This window comes from Myroides sp. C4067, from assembly GCF_038039665.1.
In the GTDB taxonomy this organism is placed as follows: Bacteria; Bacteroidota; Bacteroidia; order Flavobacteriales; family Flavobacteriaceae; genus Flavobacterium; species Flavobacterium odoratimimum.
Genome location: NZ_JBBPHJ010000017.1, coordinates 1 through 18,649, shown reverse-complemented (window position 1 = coordinate 18,649; position 18,649 = coordinate 1). Strand labels below are relative to the sequence as shown.

Genomic DNA, 18,649 nt, shown 5'->3' with positions numbered 1-18,649 from the left:
AATGAGAAAGATTATTGCACTTATAGGAATAGTACTATTTGCTTTTTCAGCAAATGCACAGAGTAGTCAACGAGCTAAGAATTATTTGTTAGAAGTAACGAAGAAGATAAATGGGTATGAGAATATCTCAATCGACTTTTCTTTTAATCAAAAAGGGGCTAATAAAGACTTCGATGGCAAAGGACATCTGGATCTAAAGAAAGACCTTTATAACCTGACATTTATGGGAATAAAGAAGATATATGATGGCAAGAAGATATATACTATCTCGGATGAAGATGAAGAGGTGACAGTCTCTAAGTTTAATGAGAAAAATGCAGATGGAATATTGCCTTCTCAGATGCTGACTTTCTTTAATCAAGGATATACATTTCAGTGGGATATTCTACAGAATGTAGATGGGAAGAAAGTACAGTATATAAAACTAATACCTACGGATAAAAAATCTGTTATAAAAGAGGTATATCTAGGGATAGATACGGCAACGAAAGATATCTATAACAAGATTCAAGTAAATAAAGACGGTTCTAAATCAACACTGACGGTTAATTCTTTTAAAACAAATCAGTCAATGTCGAAAAATCATTTTACCTTTACACAGTCGTTGTACCCTAATTATTACATCAACAATATAGATTAAAGATTTAAGTGAAATTACTTGACCGTTATATTTTAAAAAGCTTTATATCGACGCTGCTAACAGTGTTCGCTATTTTATACTTTATTTTTATCCTACAAGGGGTGTGGTTATTCATCTCAGAATTAGCAGGAAAGGATCTTGATTTGATCGTGATTGTTCAGTTCTTACTGTTCTATTCACCTAAGATGGTACCCTTGGTATTGCCCTTGTCAGTGCTATTAGCATCTATTATGACCTTTGGTAGCTTTGCAGAGAACTATGAGTTCGCAGCGATGAAGGCATCAGGAATCTCTCTTCAGAGAGCGATGCGTCCATTGTCTATATTCATATTTATATTAGCAGGAGTATCATTTTGGTTTGCGAATGATGTTATTCCAAAGGCGGAATATCGTTTTTTAAATCTTCGAAAAGAAATTATTCAAACAAAACCAGCTATGGCAATAGCCGCTGGGCAGTTTAATGATTTAGGACAGGTCAACATTAAGGTAGATAATAAGACTGGAGATAAAGGTCAGTATTTAGATAATGTAACGATGCATGTCAAGTCTAGTTCTGGATATGAAAATAAGACGGTGATTAGATCAGTAAATGGAGAACTAGAAACAGAAGAAACGTCTAATATCTTAAAGCTTCACTTATTCGATGGTAACTACTATGATGATGTAGTAGCGAAGAACTATGAAGAACAGAAGAAAGAGCCGTTTATCAAAACTTCTTTTGAAAAATATACGATGAATATTGATTTGAGTAGTTTTCAAGATGAGGGGAAAGATGAGGATAAGATTACCAATACGTATGGTATGCTGAATATAAAGGAGCTAAACTATACGATAGACTCTCTTCAACGATCTATGAATGTAGAGAAAGCATCTAATACAGATAACCTAACTTTGAGATTAGGAAATCTGTTGTCTATGGAACGACAACCTTCTAGTAATGATACTATTGCAAAAATAGAAATAGCGGATGCTGACTTAATAAAGGATTTTTCTTATGATAATCAGAGTAGAATCTTACAGTCAGCGATAGATTATACGAATAACATTAGCTTTAATACAGAGAGTAATGACCTTTCTATATTAAATCAAGTAAAGAAGATAAATGATCACTGGTTAGCTCTATACGAGAAGTTTGTGATTGCCTTTTCGTGTTTCCTGATGTTCTATATTGGAGCACCATTGGGAGCTATTATTCGAAAAGGGGGGATTGGTTTGCCAATTGTATTTGCAGTAGGTATCTTTATTACTTATCACTTTATAAATACTTTTGGAAGAAAGATGGCTCAGGAGGATGGAATTATCCCATTCTTTGGAGGGTGGATAGGATCTTTAGTTCTTACTCCATTGGCTATATATTTAACGTATAAGGCTACAAGGGATAATGGAGATGTTAGCTTTAGTCTATCGTTAGATACATTTAAAGATTTATTTGTTGCTTTAAAATCAAAAAGACAACAAAAAAAGAAATAATACAAAACAACAAAATACAACTATAATGTCACATAATCACATTCAATTAAACACTATCGAAGAAGCTATTGAAGATATCAAAGCAGGAAAAGTAATCATAGTGGTAGATGATGAGGATCGTGAAAACGAAGGCGATTTTATCGCTGCTGCAGAAATGGTTACTCCAGAGATGATCAATTTTATGGCCACTCATGGACGTGGACTTATTTGTGCTCCCCTTACTAAAGAGAGATGTCAAGAATTAGACTTGCATCCGATGGTAACTAATAATACTGTACTTCACCAGACAGCATTTACAGTATCTATAGACTTAAAAGGACATGGATGTACGACAGGTATCTCTGTACATGACCGTGCTAAGACAATAGAATCATTGGTAAAAGAAGAGACTACAGGAGAAGATCTTGGTCGTCCAGGACATATTTTCCCATTGATTGCTAAAGAGGGTGGTGTACTGAGAAGAACAGGTCATACTGAAGCTGCAGTGGATATCTCAAGACTGGCAGGGTTTAAACCAGCAGGTATCTTAGTAGAGATTTTAAATGAAGATGGTTCTATGGCTAGACTACCACAGTTAATGGATGTAGCGAAGAAATGGGACTTAAAAATTATATCTATTGAAGCTCTTGTGGCTTATCGTATGAAGCACGATAGCTTAATCGAAAAGAAAGAAGACTTCGAGTTAGAAACTAAGTATGGTACTTTTAGATTAAGAGCGTATCAACAGAATACAAATGGACAAGTGCATATCGCTTTGACTAAAGGGGATTGGAATGCTGATGAGGCTGTTTTAACACGTATTAATTCAACGATCGGTAATAATGATATCTTAGATGCCTTAAGTGGTAAATTAAGCATTCGTATGGAGAATACGTTTGCTAAGATTAACGAAGGGGATAAAGGAGCGATCTTATTTATTAATCAGGAAGATCACAATGCAAGTCTTTTAAATAGATTAGCTGTACTTAAAAACTCTGGAGCGAAGCTAGATCTTGATACACCTAAGTTATCAGGAGATGAAAAAGACTTCGGTATCGGAGCGCAGATATTACATGACTTAAATATTTCTAAGATTAAGTTGTTGTCTAATTCTGCTCAAGGCAAAAGAGTAGGGATGACAGGATATGGTTTAGAAATCACTGAATATATCAATTACTAATAGTATAATTAGTTTTTAGAGGTAGAATAAGAAGGTCTTGATAAGTTTTTTACTTATTAAGACCTTTTTTTATTTTTATAAATATTTCATGCCGAGAGAGTTAGTTTTATTGCTGAAAAAAAGTGTGTTTTTTAGTATATATTTTTTTGCAGAATTGAAGGAAGTGTCTATATTTGCACTCGCAATACAGAAGTAATGCAGACCACTGGAGAAATGGCAGAGTGGTCGAATGCGGCGGTCTTGAAAACCGTTGACTGTAACAGGTCCGGGGGTTCGAATCCCTCTTTCTCCGCAATAAATACTGATAATTAGTCAGTTAAAAGATAAACACCCAATTTTACACCCAAAAATGTAAAGTTGGGTTTTTTATTGCGCCATTCACAAAAAAATAGTCTTACTAAGTGTAGAATTTACAGAAACTAATTTTTTTAGCAATAAATATTGAGAAAATATCAATTGAGATGTGGTTTTTATGAAACTACCCCTTTTTTTTGTAAAAAAATATTGTTGGAAAATTTATATGGTCTTCACCATGACAAACAAGACTAACTTAACTTGCTGAAAAATTAGTAAATTTGAAGGTAAATATAGATATAGAGAATTATGCAAACACAAAAACCAGGATTATTTGGAGTAACACATTCAAATAGGGATTTTACACAAGCTGACACTTGGGGTAAGAACCAGTTTAATTCTTCATTTCCTGCAGGCTTGACCAATTTTCTTGCTTCAAAAAATTTAGACAATATTTATATTTGTCTTGACAAAGACCTCAAAGTAACTCATCAAAAAATATCAGCTGAAGAACTTTTTGGAGTTAATCCCAAATCAGACGATTTGTTTTTTTCTTTTGAAAGTCCATTTACACCTTACCAACAATTGGTTATAGGGTCTTTACCAAGAGTTGATTTAGTTACTCAACTACGAAGCAATGGGCAATGTTTAAAGCCAATTGAAGTAAAACTAACAGCTTTGCCTGATAATTCAACTTGTCATTTAAGCGAAGAATATTATAGTTGTGAAATTGTTATCAGACCAGATACTATTGTGTATTTAGCTTGTAGTATTGCTATAAACTTTAAGGATAAACAAATGGTACTTTCTCAACTTATCGGAAAAAATTTTGATGATATTTCCGATTGGTCAGATGGTTCAGTTGTATGGGCGTATATAAGTGATATGATAGCTACCATTGATAAAATTATTCTTTCAGTCTTAGATAAACAAGAACCAATTTTACTACAGCCAATTTGGAAAACAAATGGAAAATCTCCTAAATTAACTGATAATTGTTTAGATGTATTTGTTTGGAGTAATTTCGCTTTTACTCAATTGTTTTTAGATGTTGCTAGAGGTGAACTTTCTGTAAACAATAGAATTACAAGACAAATCAGAACAATTATTTGGTTATTTAAAATGCTCTACGATTTTTCAAGACAAGGGCAAATTAATCATCATAAAGTTATTGACGAACTTTCTTACAACACGAAAAATGATAAAGCATTTGCTGTAAGTGGAAGAGTTACACACAAATATATGTCTTGTGCAGAACTCACAAAACCAAGAATTGAAAAGAAAGACATCAGAAAAATTATTCTTGGTGGCGGACAAAATTTACTTAGTCCTGAAAGACGATTTGACGCAATTATTTACAACTCACCTGAATTATTCAAATAATGGAAATAGTAGATTTATTTTCGGGATGTGGCGGAATGTCTCTTGGGTTTCAAAATGCTGGTTTTCAAATATTGGCTGCTTTTGATAAATGGGAGCCAGCAGTAAAAGTATATAGAGATAATTTTGATCATCCTATTTATGATACTGATTTAGGTACTAATGAAGGGCTTGAATTTGTCAAAAGTTTTAAACCTCAAATGATAATAGGTGGACCTCCTTGTCAAGATTTTTCAAGTGCTGGTAAAAGAGATGAAACATTAGGAAGAGCAGATTTAACTATATCATTTGCAAATATTATATCAGAAGCAAATCCCGAATGGTTTGTTATGGAAAATGTGGAAAGAATAACGAAAAGTAACATTCTAAAAGAGGCATTAAAAATTTTTAAAAAAGCAGGTTATGGAATATCTTATCAAGTTTTAGATGCAAGTTATTGTGGAGTACCTCAATCAAGAAAACGTTTCTTTTTGATAGGACATAAATTTTCGCAAGATAATTTCTTAAACCCATACTTTATTAAGAAACAATCGACAAAACAAACAACTATATTCGATTATTTTGGCACTTCATTAGGTGTTGAATATTATTATAGACATCCAAGAAGTTACGCAAGACGTGGTATTTTTAGCATTTATGAACCAAGTCCAACTATTCGTGGTGTAAACCGACCGATTCCAAAAGGTTATACAAAACACGAAGGTGACCCAGTTGATATCACTGAGAATTTAAGACCTTTAACAACAAAAGAAAGAAGCCTCATTCAGACCTTTCCCGAAAGTTTTATTTTCAATGGCACAAAAACAAACCTTGAACAGATAATAGGGAATGCTGTACCTGTAAAACTCGGAGAATTTGTGGCTAATTGTATTAATGATTACATTAGTGACAGACAACAAAATAAACAAATTCCACTTGGACAGTTAGAGCTTTTCTATGAAGATGAAGACAGTATTGGAGATAACAATGTATTAGCATAATGGGATGATGTTGTTCGACTTATTTTTTATATTAAAAATTGACATCATACTTAAAGTATTACCATATATTTAAAAATTATATACAAATCCTACAAAGTTATTCTGTAAATTTCGAGCCCTCATAGCTCTAAAATTTTACGGAAATAACTTTGTTTAATATTTTAAAGTATTACAGCTTTTGTCTCCACTTTTTAAAAGATTTAGTTGTATTAAGATTTTTGATAAACAACTGATTAAATTAGCTTTTTTATAGTATTCTTAACCGTTACGTACATCGAAAAACCTGTTGTCAAAATTAGAAAAATGTTCAGCACTATCAAGTACAACAATCCTTTAGAGCTAACCACTTTATGAGCCCTTAAAAGCAATCATTTTAATCTCAATCTAACCTTATTCCAATACTCGTTTTCTTATAAAAACACTCCTCTCTTTTACGTTAAAATTTAAACATAAATACTTAACAAACTACATTATCTCTTTCATTTTAGAAGTTATCATTCTAGAACACTTGCAGTCTTAAAATGATAACACAATATTGATTAATAATTAACAACCAAAGCTTCGCGGGAAACGAATATTCTCTAGTTTTCTCAGTATATTTGAGTGAAACATAAAAAAGAATATTATTATGAGCACAATGAAAGCAGCACGCTGGTATGCAGCCAAAGATATTAGAGTAGAACAAACAGAAATCCCTACTCCAGCTAAAGGACAGGTAAAAGTAGCAGTTCAATATGCTGGTATCTGTGGATCAGACTTACACGAATATGTACACGGGCCTCAATTAATTCCATTAGACAAACCTTATCCATTAAATGGTCATCAGGGTGTAACTACTTTAGGACATGAGTTCTCAGGTATCGTTGAAGAATTAGGTGAAGGTGTAAAAAATATTAAAGTAGGGGATCGTGTAGTAATTGAGCCTATCTATAAAAACTTCGATAGTCCATTCGTAGCTTCTGGAGAATACAACTTAGGAGAACACTTAGGTTTCATCGGATTAGCAGGTAATGGAGGATTTGCAAAATACGTAGTGGTTGAAGATTATATGATTCACAAAATTCCTGATACGATGTCTTTTGAACAAGGTGCTTTAGTAGAGCCTGCTGCAGTAGCTGTATACTCAGTACTACAGAGTGGTCTAAAAGTAGGACAGACAGTATTAGTATCTGGTGCAGGACCTATCGGGTTACTATGTGCTCAAGCAGCTTTAGCAGCTGGTGCGTCTACTGTGATCGTTACAGATGTAGCAGAGAAACGCTTAGAGAAAGCAAAAGAAATCGGAGCTACTCATGTATTCAATGCTATGGAAGCTGATCTTCCTGCTAAGATTAAAGCCTTGACTGGTGGTCTAGGAGTTAATGTATTCTTAGATTGTGCTGGAGTACAAGCTTCTTATAATACAGGTATTGCTTCTACTCGTAATGGAGGTACTGCTGTATTAGTTGCTTTATTCGGAAAACCAGTTCAACACGATGCTTTAGATCAAGTATTAAGAGAGATCACTGTAAAAGGGGTTATCGCTTATAGAAATATCTTCCCTGAAGTAATTAACTTAATCGACTCTGGTCGTATGGAGGTAGAAAAATTAGTGACAAATAAAATTGGTTTAGACGAGATTGTAACAAATGGTTTTGAAGCCTTAGTAAGCAATCCAGAACAAGTTAAAATCCTTATTGATATCAATAGAGCATAACTTTTAATTAGGAGTTATAAATTAGGAATTAGGATTCTATTAATAAATACAAAAGCCATTACTTAAAAACAAGTAATGGCTTTTTTGATGGGTTTAACACTTATGATTTTATCTGCCAGATATACATACCTATGCTGAAGTCATAAATTCCTAATTCTCAATTCCTAATTAATGAGTGTTGCAAGCAACATTTTTAATTCTTTTATTAATGCCTAAAAGGCAAGCCTCGTAATTCGTAATTCAAAATTCGTAATTTCTTAGTGGCTTATTTCACTTTCTTAATCACTTCTCCTAGCATATGTCTAATTTCTTGGAACATTGCCTTAGTATCTGGTTCTCCTAGGTCTTCTGGTTTAAACTCTTCTGTAGCGATACTACTCGCATATTCCCATATTTCTAATACATCATACGCTTTAATGCGATAAGGCTCGTAAAAGGTATTGTCTGAGTGTAGTTCTAACGTCTCATCATCTATGCGATATACACGTTTATAAACCACCCCTTCATTTGCTGTAATGATGATATATGTATGTCCGTTTCGGATATAATCTAGACGCTCGATATAACTACCGATGATAAAAGAACCTTCCTGATGTGGAGGCATAGAATCCCCTTCTATAGGAAAGGCTCTATACTTCCCTTCTTTTAGGAATGGAAGAGAGATCTGGTCTAGGTTCTGAATAAACTCTGGATCTGCATACCCTGTCAAATATCCTGCTCTCGCTTTATGAGGAATAATCTCAATAAAGTTATTGCCATGAGGATCTACCATAATAGGCAATAGAATACGGTTGTCCTCAAGCTTTAGTAAATCTTGCATGGGAACTTTGCGCAAATCAACAGAAATCATCAAGTCCACACTGACATGAAAGAAACGAGAAATACGCAATAATACTTCTAAAGGTGGCTCAGAGGCTCCTTCTTCATACTTTGAATAACGTGCACGAGTTATCATTAACTCATCTGCTACTTTCTGCTGAGACATGATCTTCTGAGCACGTAGATACCTTATATTATCTGATAAAAACGACATTTGCTATTATTTATAGCATCAAATATACGTATTATTGCTAATATAGATAGTAATTTCGTACAAGATTTTTTAATTATTTCTATTATGGAAAGGGCGATTGCACATTTAGATTTAGACACTTTCTTTGTGTCTTGTGAGCGTTTAGTAGATTCTTCTCTAAATGGGCTACCTATCATTATCGGTGGAGGAGATCGCGGAGTCGTCTCTAGTTGTTCATATGAAGCAAGGCAATTCGGGGTGAGGTCTGCCATGCCTATTCGTATGGCTACTCGTTTATGTCCACAAGCCATCGTCCGAAAAGGAGATATGCAGTTATACTCTAAGATGTCTCATCTCGTTACGGATATTATTACAGAGAAAGCTCCCGTTATGGAAAAGGCGAGTATAGATGAGTTTTACTTAGATCTAACAGGAATGGACAAATTCTTTGGATCAGCACTTTGGATCAAAGAATTGACGCAAACGATACAACACGAATCTGGATTACCCTTAAGTTATGCTTTATCTATTAATAAAACAGTCTCTAAAATAGGGACAGGAGAGGCTAAGCCTAAAGGAGCTCTCAATATTACAACACCTGAAGTACAGCCCTTCCTCAATCCACTGTCTATCCGCAAAATCCCTATGTTAGGAGAAGTTAGTTATACGCTACTCTCTCGCATTGGTATTCGGAATATACAGACGCTATCTGAAATGCCACATCAAATACTCCAAAAGTTATTGGGTAAAAATGGTATAGACTTATGGAAAAAAGCTAATGGCATTGACCTCACACCTGTAGAGCCCTATAGAGAGCGAAAGTCTATTTCGTCCGAACACACTTTTGACCAAGATACCATAGACATCCCTATGCTCAAATCTATCTTTACAGGTATGGTGGAGAAACTGGCTTATCAACTGCGTTCCGAAGAATGGCTTACTTCTATCATTACTGTGAAAATACGCTATACGAACTTTGATACAGAGACCAAACAAACTCGGATAGCTTATACATCAGCAGATCATACGCTTATTAAATTAGTCCATGAGTTATTTGATAAAGTATTCCAAAGAAGAATGCGTCTTCGCCTTATAGGTGTTCAGTTTAGTGGGCTGGTACGAGGAACATACCAAATGAACTTATTCGAAGATACAGAAGAGATGATGGCGCTCTATCAGGCAATGGATAAAATGAAGAAACGCTATGGTGTAGATGCTGTAGCAAGGTGTTCTGGGGCTTTTTTGAAAATGAAGAAAGAGTGAAGATTAGTTTACAGTTAACGGTTTACAGTCTTGCCCTACGGGCATATGTACTTATATGACACCTCCTTTAGTAGAATTAAGAATTAGGAATGTTGGCTTCGCTATAATGTATTTAGATGATATGATAGACTAAACGGTTTCACGATATCACAACATCCCAAAATCACAAAAAAACAAAAATGCTCTTAAACTGTCATTCATATTATAGCTTGCGCTATGGGACTATTCCTATACAGCGTCTTGTAGAATTAGGTAAACAATATCATATTAGTACAATGGCGCTGACTGATATCAATAATCTAAGTGGTGTATATGAGTTTATTACAGCTTGTAAAGAGACCGCTATCAAACCAATAATAGGTACTGAAATCAGAACTGAGGATAAATTACACTATATTCTCATTGCTAAAAATGAAGAAGGCTTTAGTGAAATAGGTCAGTTCTTGACGGATATAAATGAAGAGATTATTACAGTATCTTCTACTGCTCCAGACTTTCAAAACTGTTTTGTGATTTATCCATTCTCAACTGTGGTTCCTACTCTAAAAGAGTGGGAATATATTGGAGTACAAAATAATCAACTTTCTCTACTCTATGCAGAGAAGTGGAGATCATTAATGGATAAGCTAGTTGTCCTGCATACAGTCAATCATTTGAATGAAGAAGAATATAAACTACACTGTATTCTACGTGCAATAGATAAGAATACTCTACTCTCTAAATTAATAGAGAAAGACTGCGCTTCTCCTCAAGATAGTTTTAAATCTGAAGAACAAATCATAGCAGAGTTTAAGGATTATCCTGAGCTGATAGAGAACACTCAAAGACTAATGAGTGAGTGCAATTATTCTTTTTCTTTTAAAGTTCCTAGAAATAAAAAACACTATACTGAAGATAAGGTTAGTGACTTGAATTTATTACAACAACTAGCCTATGAAGGGATGGTCAAAATATATGGAGAAGATCATACTCTTGCCCAAGAAAGATTAGCTAAAGAACTCAGCGTAATAGATCAACTTAACTTTGAGGGGTATTTTCTGATTACCTGGGACATTATTCAGTATAGCAATAGTCAAGGCTATATGCATATCGGACGGGGTAGTGGTGCCAATAGTATAGTGGGCTATTGCCTAGGCATTACTAATGTATGTCCTTTAGAACTAGACTTGTACTTCGAACGCTTTTTAAATCAGAATAGAAAGTCTCCTCCTGATTTTGATATTGATTGGTCTTGGAATCAACGGGATGATATCCTTCAATACATCTTTACACGATATGGAAAAGAGCACGTGGCGTTCTGTGGTGCAGTATCTACTTTTAAATATCGTTCTATTATTAGAGAAATAGGAAAGGTGTACGGGCTATCTAAGAACGAATTAGACACGCTAACGCGTAATCCTATAGAAGACCACGAAACGAACAGTATCGTGCTTCTAATCCATCAATACGGACAATTGTTAGAAGGTTTTCCTAATCAGCGTACAATGCATGCTTGTGGTATTTTGATTTCGGAGGATCCTATTACTCGCTATACTGCATTAGACTTTCCTCCTAAGGGATTTCCTGTGGTACAGTTTGATATGCATACTGCTGAAGATATTGGTTTTGATAAATTTGATATCCTTAGCCAACGAGGCATTGGGCATATAGATGAAGCTACTGAACTCATTCTTCAAAATCAAGGAATAGAAGTTGATATTCGAAATATTGCTTTATCTAAAGATGAAGAGCTGTGTAACCAACAGTTAAAAATAGGTAATACGATTGGCTGTTTTTATATAGAAAGTCCTGCTATGCGTGGATTATTAAGAAGGTTGCAATGTGATAATTACAAAATACTAGTAGCAGCTTCTTCTATTATACGCCCTGGGGTAGCACAGAGTGGGATGATGCAAGAATATATCTATCGCCATAACCACCCTAATCAATTTGAATACTTTCATCCTGTATTTAAAGAACAATTAGGCGAAACCTATGGCATCATGGTCTATCAAGAAGATGTGATCAAAATAGCGTTACACTACGGCGGACTACCTGCTGCTGATGGAGATATTCTGCGCAGGGCAATGAGTGGCAAAAGCCGTTCTCTAGCAGGGTTACAGGCTGTGAAAGACAGGTTCTTTGAGCATTGTGATCTTAAAGGACATCCTAGAGCACTTAGTGAAGAAATATACAGACAGATAGAGTCATTCGCAGGGTATTCTTTTTGTAAAGCACACTCTGCCTCTTATGCCATAGAAAGTTATCAAAGTCTATATCTTAAAACTTACTATCCATTAGAATTTATCACTGCGGTTATCAATAATGAAGGAGGGTTCTATCGCACAGAAGTTTATATACACGAAGCAGCGATGTCAGGTGCTCATGTATTGCCACCTTGTATTAATGCTAGTGAATTGCAGACTACTTTAATAGGTAAAGAGCTATTCTTAGGGTTAAAACTCATAGAAGGATTAAATATAGAGTTGCTTAAAGCTATTTTAAAAGAGAGAAAAGCCAATGGTAGATATGAATCTCTCTATGACTTTATACAACGTATTTCTATAGCGATGGACTCTTTACAGAAGTTAATATTCATCGGTGCTTTTCAATCCTTTGGCAAACAAAAGAATGAGTTATTGATTCAGGCAAAACTACTGTTGAGTAAAAAGGAGCCAACTCCTACACTTACTTTATTACAAGAACCTATACAGGAATACACTTTTCCGACCTTAACGCGCTCTGTATACGAAGACGCATTTGATGAGTTAGAGTTGTTGGGCTTTCCTATTTCTTGTATGCCTTTTGATTTATTAAAAACGAAGTTTAGAGGAGATGTAATGGTCTGTGACTTACTACATCATCATAAGAAAACAATAAGAATGCTCGGTTACTTAATTGCTCGTAAGCATGTACCTACTTCTAAAGGGAGTATGTACTTCGGTACTTGGATAGACGCAAATGGACATTATTTTGACACTGTACACTTCCCTGATAGTTTAGAGGAGTATCCTTTCGTAGGGGGTGGTTGTTATTTGTTATTAGGAACGGTGGAGGTAGAATATCACTTTCCCAATGTACAGATTCTAAAAATGGCAAGATTGCCTTTTATGACTGACCCTCGTTATCACTATGAGGATGAACACCATCAGACTACAGCATCAAAGGTAAAAGAAGATGTGAGTCTTACTCACCGTCAGCCTTATCCTAAAGCGTCTGAAATCAATCTACCGCGTCATAGAATGAAGTTTAAATAAGAAAAGCCTTGATACAAGATATGTACCAAGGCTTTCATTGTATATATTAGCTAAATTAGTCTCTAGCTATCTCTATCTTTACTCTCTTATTTTTAAGTCTTGTATCTACTAGTGCAGTCAGTAGTGCCTTAACTTTCTTTGTATTCACTGCTACGAAAGCCTGCGTATCTCGTACATCTATCACTCCTATATCCTCTTTGGTCAAGCCTCCTGTCTTGATTAAATAACCTACTATATCCCCTTTGTTGACTTTATCTTTTTTACCAGCACTGATATAGATTGTTTTAAAATCTGTTTTATTGTCGATAGTATAGCTTCCATCAAGGTCTTCTATTGGCATATCAGGGTTGATGAATTCAATATTTTCCTCTTTGGTGATCATCACATAAGCTTTACCTGATGCCTTCATACGTGCAGTACGTCCATTTCTATGAATAAAAGCATCTTCTTTCTGTGGTATCTGGTAGTGAATCACATGACCAATCTCAGGAATATCAAGTCCTCTAGCAGCTAAGTCTGTTGCGATAAGGATATGTGCACTCTTATTTCTAAACTTCATGATAGCACGTTCTCTATCTTCTTGTAACATTCCTCCGTGAAAAGCACTGTTAGCAACTCCTTTTTTAGTCAATGTCTCACTAATACGAGCTACGGCATCACGGTGATTACAGAAGATAAGAATAGTGTCCTTACCTATCTTACCAATAAGCTTAATCACAGTCTCTAACTTCTCTTCTGCAGTAGAAATAACCTGACTAAAAGTTAGGTCTGGCATTACCTCTGTTTTCTTTAAGAAATGAATACGCTCAGGATCTACTATACCTGTAAACTCAGGAATCTTCTTCAAAGCAGTAGCTGATGTAAGCATTCTGAAAGAGATATTATCAAACGAATTGATGATATAATCCATATCAGTCTGGAAGCCCATCTCTAGAGCTTTATCGAACTCATCTACTACATAGCTAGTCACGGTCTCTGTGTTAAAAGAAAACTCCTCTACGTGAAAAGCCACTCGACCTGGTGTACCTACTAATACTGCTGGTGGTGTGCTGAAATTCTTTATTTCTGTTTTAGTAGAATGCCCTCCATAACAAGAGTTAATCTTAAAAGGTGTTCCCATCTTCTTAAATACAGTCTCTATCTGTAGAGCAAGTTCTCTAGTCGGCACTAGTATAACTGCCTGTACTCCTCTGATAGCAGGGTCTAATCGTTCTAACAAAGGCATTAAGAATGCAACTGTCTTACCTGATCCTGTAGGGGAAAGAAGGATAATATTTGGGTTCTTCTGAGCTGCACTAAATGCTTTGGTTTGCATTTCATTTAATGCCTCAATATTTAAGTTTTTAAGTATCTCTGCTTTATTCATGGAGCAAAGGTAGTTTTTCTAATTCACTTTATTATTCTCTAGTTATTTAATTTTATCTAATAAAAGTAGAAGCGTAATACTGTCAATAACTCTATAAGCGATATTAAAAAAAGAATAATTAAACTCTATTATAAAATTAATCTAAGTTTTCAAAATCGCTTAAAATCCCAAGTATTTCAGCATCATTTAAACTTGAATTTTCTATTCGATCGATTAGCTCTGGTTTAGAAGCAGTAGCCTCAAGAAGTTTTTTTCTTTTACTATTAAAAAGACCCATATTATATCTCTTATTATCTTGATCAACTAAATAATCAAAATATTGAATAGATCTATCCATCATATGTTGGCTAAGAAATTTATACCATTTTATTTTTTTTCCATCAAATACAAGGCGTTGTAAAACATCTCCACCATTCACATAAATTTTTTCCACTCCTTTTAAATCAATAAACTGTAATTTCTTTACATCACTAGCTTTTAATTTGACTGTTTTTTTCCCATTGCTATCTAAAAGAACTAATCTCCTATAAAAAGATGCTTCATCGATTAACTTTCTATCAAACAGATTTCTTTCTATCCTAAGTAGTGAATAAATAGTGTCATTATTATTTCTAATAATCATAACATCCACAGACTTCTGTCCAAAACAAAGTGTAGAAAATAGAACTAGCAATAAGCAAAAAATATTTCTCATAATAATCTTTAGATTACTTACATTATAATATCCAAATATATAGAAAAAAACAAGCTGGTTTTAAGATGGAAACATAAATATGAGTCCGAATAATAATAAAATGTTGTAATTATATAAGCAATAAAATAAAAAAAGTAATACAAATATTTGAATAATAGAATATTCAAATATCATGATTAAAAAAAGTACGTAAAAGACCTATTTCTTATCTGTCTTTATTCATAAACTAAGGCTAGTTTTGTATTGATTTGCTAGGTGATTGCTTGAGGGTTTCTTGCACCTTTCTTTGACAAAGACACCTCCTGGGCAAGAAAAGCTCTAGAAATCTCCTAGGAATCCCCTAAGAAGTGCAAGCTGAGTGTTTTGTTTTTTGTTTCGTATATTCATAATATCAGTCTAAGATAGTATCAAGATGGGCTAATGTATACAGTTTTTTTAATCGCACGGAGGTCATAAATAAGATGATATATTCTCATTAAATAAGTATAGTATTCTTCTATCTTAGAAAGTATCACTGTATCAGCTATAAAGGTAATCTGAGATGGTGGGATGATATCTACTCCTATGATGATACTAATAAGGTATCTGCAGTGCTGTAATTCTCTTTTATAGTATGGAGACTCGTAGGGTGAGGAGGTTTTAGGTACCATAGATGTTTCCTGTTAGTAGATGTATAAAGGAGTACAGTGAATTATAATGTGCTGTAACAAAATAACAAAATATTATATCTATAGGTTATTATAAATGCAGTACTTTGTACCCTTGTTAATAATTAAACTAAGTAGATGAGTTTAGCTGCTGTGCTATGGGATGCCAATCCCGAAATGATTAAAATAGGTGCTGTACCTGTGCGTTATTATGGAGTTCTTTTTGCCTTGGGGATTATCTTAGGATATAAGATAGTGAGTTATGTCTTTCAGAAAGAGCGCATCCCACAGGCGTATTTAGACAAGCTGTTACTATATATTATCGTAGGGACAGTATTAGGAGCTAGATTAGGACACTGTTTATTTTATGAGTTTGACTACTATATGCAGCACCCCTTAGAGATCATTATCCCTTTCGCTAAGGTCGATGGAGTGTATGAGTATGTAGGGTTTATGGGGTTAGCCAGTCATGGAGGAGCTATCGGAGTACTGCTAGCAATCTATTTATACTGTCGTAAGTATAAGATAGGAGCATTCTGGATTTTGGATAGAATAGCCTTAGGAGTACCGATAGCAGGAGCATTTATTCGCTTTGGAAACTTTATGAATTCAGAGATCTATGGCAAGCCGACGAGTGGGAGCTGGGGAGTTATCTTTGCTCATGATGATATGATTCCACGCCACCCTACTCAGCTATACGAAGCCTTTGGGTATATAGTGACAGGAGTGATCTTGTGGTTTTTATACCGCAGTCAGAAGGTAAGGAATAATGGAGTGATCTTTTCTTATTTTTTAATTCTGATGTTCCTGACTAGATTTGTGTTAGAGTTCTTTAAAGAGAATCAGGTAGCCTTCGAACAAGATATGATGTTGAATATGGGGCAGTGGTTAAGTGTTCCGTTTATATTAATAGGAGTATTGATGTTAGTGTTTCAGGATAAGCTGAGAGGGATAAGTCATTATGACGCTCGTGCTCTGATAGGGACAACGATAAAATAATAAGGAATAAGAAGTATATAGATCATGGGCGAATTTGTAGAAGAAGTACATACTTACTGGAGATCTCAGATGGTACAGGGAAGTATTATTCATCTAGATGAGGTGTTTACATTAGTGTCTAATCCAGCCTTAGATGAGCTGTATAAAGTCATGATTTTAGAAATGACGAATAAGCATACCATGGCTGTAGTCACCCCGATGGTAGCAGAAGCATTAAAGCTAAGAGAATTAGAGGAGTACTCTATCCATACTCTTAGAAAGGCTATCTCTACCTGTAAGTTAGAATTGCACTCACCAGATTATATTTATTATCTATTAGATAATAGAGTCTCTCAGCTTAGTGATATCCCAGATGGTATAGTGATCAGAGCCTTGTCTATAGAAACGGATAAAGAGGCGTTTAGACAATTCGAATCTGTGTGCTCAGAAGAAGATCTCGATGGAGCTTATGTTTCTTTAAAGCATTGGATCGTATATGGCGCCTTTGATGGAGATCGGCTAGTAGGCGCTGTGAGTGTGTATCCATGGGAAGAAACTAAGCTAGCAGATATAGGAGTGATAACGGATGATGCTTATAGAGGTAGGGGGATCGCGACACGTTTAGTTCAGGTTATTTGTCTAGAGGTGATCGATAGAGGGCATGTACCTCAGTATAGATGCCAGACAGATAATGATACTTCTATAGCTTTAGCTAAGGCAGTAGGTTTCACCCTATTCGGACAATGGGAAGCCATAGTCGCAGATGAAGAATAAGTAGAAAATATATAGGAGAATAAGAATCCCTCAGTAGCGTGTGTTACTGAGGGATTTTTTTTGTGGGATAGTGATTTAGATTAGTTGTTTTTTTTAGTAGGAGGAAGTAATTTATTTATTATTAGGAATATCTGGTATTTTATTGCATTAAAGCAATAGTTCTTTTTTGATTACTGAGATAATTTTTGGTTTTAAGTAGAATGTAGGCGTGTTTTTTTAGTGTAAAGGATTATAAGGTATTAATTATTTTGTCTTTTATTGTTAAATATGTTAATATTTTTATTAGTTTTGTTTTGTGTTAAGATAATTTGTAGTTGTTATGGATTGTTTTTAACTGTTTTTGTTTGTGAAAATATTGTGAAATAAAAAGAATACTATGAAAAAGAAATTACTATTTGCTGGTGTAGCATTTATGGCACTGAGTACGATGCAAGCTCAAGATGGTATTGGTATTGGTAAATCAATTATACCTGATGGGACAGCAGTGTTAGATGTAGGATCAGATACTAAAGGTGTTTTAATCCCACGTGTTTTTTTAACAGGTGAGAAAGATATTACTACTATTAAAGGGGGGATATATCCTGAGAGTTTATTAGTGTACCACAAGGCAAAACTTCCAACAGATGTATTGAAATCTGGATTCTATTTTTGGGATGGAACACTTTGGAGAGCTTTGATGTCTAAATCGAGTGAGCATTTATCTGAAACATTAACAAAATTATCCGTTAAACAAGAGGCAGGAGAAACTGTTTTAGTGTATAAAGCAGAGGATGGAAAAGATACTGAAATAAAAATATCTAAAGAATTACAATCAAGTACAAATTTTGAGACTTGGATTAAAGACTTAGTTACTAGTGCAGCAACTAAAGTTAAGGTTGAAGGAGGAACAGGAATTAAAGTTGATGAGGCACCTCCAGTAAATGGACAAATTACATATACAGTTAATGCTGACCCTTCAGGTATCACTTTAGGAGGAGATGTGTCAGGAAAGGCGGATAGTACAAGTGTAGATAAGATTAAAGGAGTAGAAGTAGCTAAAGCAAATCCTGCAACAGATAAAG

At 34.7% G+C, this 18,649-nt stretch carries 14 protein-coding genes, 1 tRNA gene and 1 pseudogene; 12 read left to right on the top strand and 4 right to left on the bottom strand.

Going from position 1 to position 18,649, the window contains the following annotated elements:
* Window position 1: 1 nt before the first annotated feature.
* The 7 genes from AABL87_RS12470 to AABL87_RS12440 all read left to right on the top strand — a co-directional run bounded on the left by AABL87_RS12470 (window position 2) and on the right by AABL87_RS12440 (window position 7,618).
* The gene (locus AABL87_RS12470; RefSeq protein ID WP_006258623.1) at window positions 2-640 is read left to right on the top strand and encodes a LolA family protein; all 639 of its coding nucleotides are present in this window, start codon (window positions 2-4) and stop codon (window positions 638-640) included.
* Between the two features lie 8 nt (window positions 641-648).
* A complete protein-coding gene (locus tag AABL87_RS12465; RefSeq protein WP_006258622.1) occupies window positions 649-2,109 on the top strand; it encodes an LptF/LptG family permease in 1,461 nt (486 codons plus the stop codon).
* Between the two features lie 25 nt (window positions 2,110-2,134).
* A complete protein-coding gene (gene ribB, locus AABL87_RS12460; RefSeq protein WP_006264300.1) occupies window positions 2,135-3,268 on the top strand; it encodes a 3,4-dihydroxy-2-butanone-4-phosphate synthase in 1,134 nt (377 codons plus the stop codon).
* A gap of 207 nt (window positions 3,269-3,475) precedes the next feature.
* A tRNA-Ser gene (locus AABL87_RS12455) sits at window positions 3,476-3,560 on the top strand.
* A gap of 311 nt (window positions 3,561-3,871) precedes the next feature.
* Window positions 3,872-4,945: a HindVP family restriction endonuclease gene (locus AABL87_RS12450; RefSeq protein ID WP_006265859.1), complete on the top strand. Its 1,074-nt coding sequence runs from the start codon at window positions 3,872-3,874 to the stop codon at window positions 4,943-4,945.
* Window positions 4,945-5,922, top strand: a complete 978-nt coding sequence (locus tag AABL87_RS12445) for a DNA cytosine methyltransferase (protein ID WP_006264283.1) — start codon at window positions 4,945-4,947, stop codon at window positions 5,920-5,922. Before AABL87_RS12450 ends, AABL87_RS12445 begins: the two co-directional genes overlap by 1 nt.
* Before the next feature lie 628 nt (window positions 5,923-6,550).
* Window positions 6,551-7,618, top strand: a complete 1,068-nt coding sequence (locus AABL87_RS12440) for a 2,3-butanediol dehydrogenase (protein ID WP_006258620.1) — start codon at window positions 6,551-6,553, stop codon at window positions 7,616-7,618.
* A 265-nt stretch (window positions 7,619-7,883) separates the two neighbouring features.
* On the opposite strand, the gene AABL87_RS12435 is transcribed toward AABL87_RS12440, so the two are convergent.
* Entirely contained in the window at window positions 7,884-8,651 is a 768-nt protein-coding gene (locus AABL87_RS12435; protein ID WP_006258618.1) for an XRE family transcriptional regulator, read from the bottom strand.
* A gap of 84 nt (window positions 8,652-8,735) precedes the next feature.
* Here AABL87_RS12435 and dinB point away from each other — a divergent pair, with 84 nt between their 5' ends.
* The gene (gene dinB / locus AABL87_RS12430; RefSeq protein ID WP_437440461.1) at window positions 8,736-9,893 is read left to right on the top strand and encodes a DNA polymerase IV; all 1,158 of its coding nucleotides are present in this window, start codon (window positions 8,736-8,738) and stop codon (window positions 9,891-9,893) included.
* A gap of 179 nt (window positions 9,894-10,072) precedes the next feature.
* Window positions 10,073-13,129, top strand: a complete 3,057-nt coding sequence (locus AABL87_RS12425; RefSeq protein ID WP_341277426.1) for a DNA polymerase III subunit alpha — start codon at window positions 10,073-10,075, stop codon at window positions 13,127-13,129.
* 55 nt (window positions 13,130-13,184) lie between these two features.
* Here the strand turns inward: AABL87_RS12425 and AABL87_RS12420 are convergent, their stop codons facing one another.
* The 3 genes from AABL87_RS12420 to AABL87_RS12410 all read right to left on the bottom strand — a co-directional run bounded on the left by AABL87_RS12420 (window position 13,185) and on the right by AABL87_RS12410 (window position 15,839).
* Window positions 13,185-14,495 carry a DEAD/DEAH box helicase gene (locus AABL87_RS12420; RefSeq protein WP_039328018.1) on the bottom strand — a complete coding sequence of 437 codons (1,311 nt, stop codon included), beginning with the start codon at window positions 14,493-14,495 and terminating at the stop codon, window positions 13,185-13,187.
* 136 nt (window positions 14,496-14,631) lie between these two features.
* Window positions 14,632-15,189, bottom strand: a complete 558-nt coding sequence (locus AABL87_RS12415) for a hypothetical protein (protein ID WP_006264278.1) — start codon at window positions 15,187-15,189, stop codon at window positions 14,632-14,634.
* A 407-nt stretch (window positions 15,190-15,596) separates the two neighbouring features.
* Window positions 15,597-15,839, bottom strand: coding sequence for a hypothetical protein (locus AABL87_RS12410; RefSeq protein WP_341277425.1), 243 nt, complete (start codon window positions 15,837-15,839; stop codon window positions 15,597-15,599).
* A gap of 135 nt (window positions 15,840-15,974) precedes the next feature.
* Here AABL87_RS12410 and lgt point away from each other — a divergent pair, with 135 nt between their 5' ends.
* The 3 genes and pseudogenes from lgt to AABL87_RS12395 all read left to right on the top strand — a co-directional run.
* Window positions 15,975-16,835, top strand: coding sequence for a prolipoprotein diacylglyceryl transferase (lgt, locus tag AABL87_RS12405; RefSeq protein ID WP_341277424.1), 861 nt, complete (start codon window positions 15,975-15,977; stop codon window positions 16,833-16,835).
* Between the two features lie 24 nt (window positions 16,836-16,859).
* On the top strand, window positions 16,860-17,588 hold the full coding sequence (locus AABL87_RS12400) for a GNAT family N-acetyltransferase (protein WP_341277423.1): 729 nt from the start codon (window positions 16,860-16,862) through the stop codon (window positions 17,586-17,588).
* Window positions 17,589-17,964: 376 nt separating this feature from the next.
* Window positions 17,965-18,649: pseudogene (locus AABL87_RS12395) on the top strand (hypothetical protein); the annotation flags it as partial.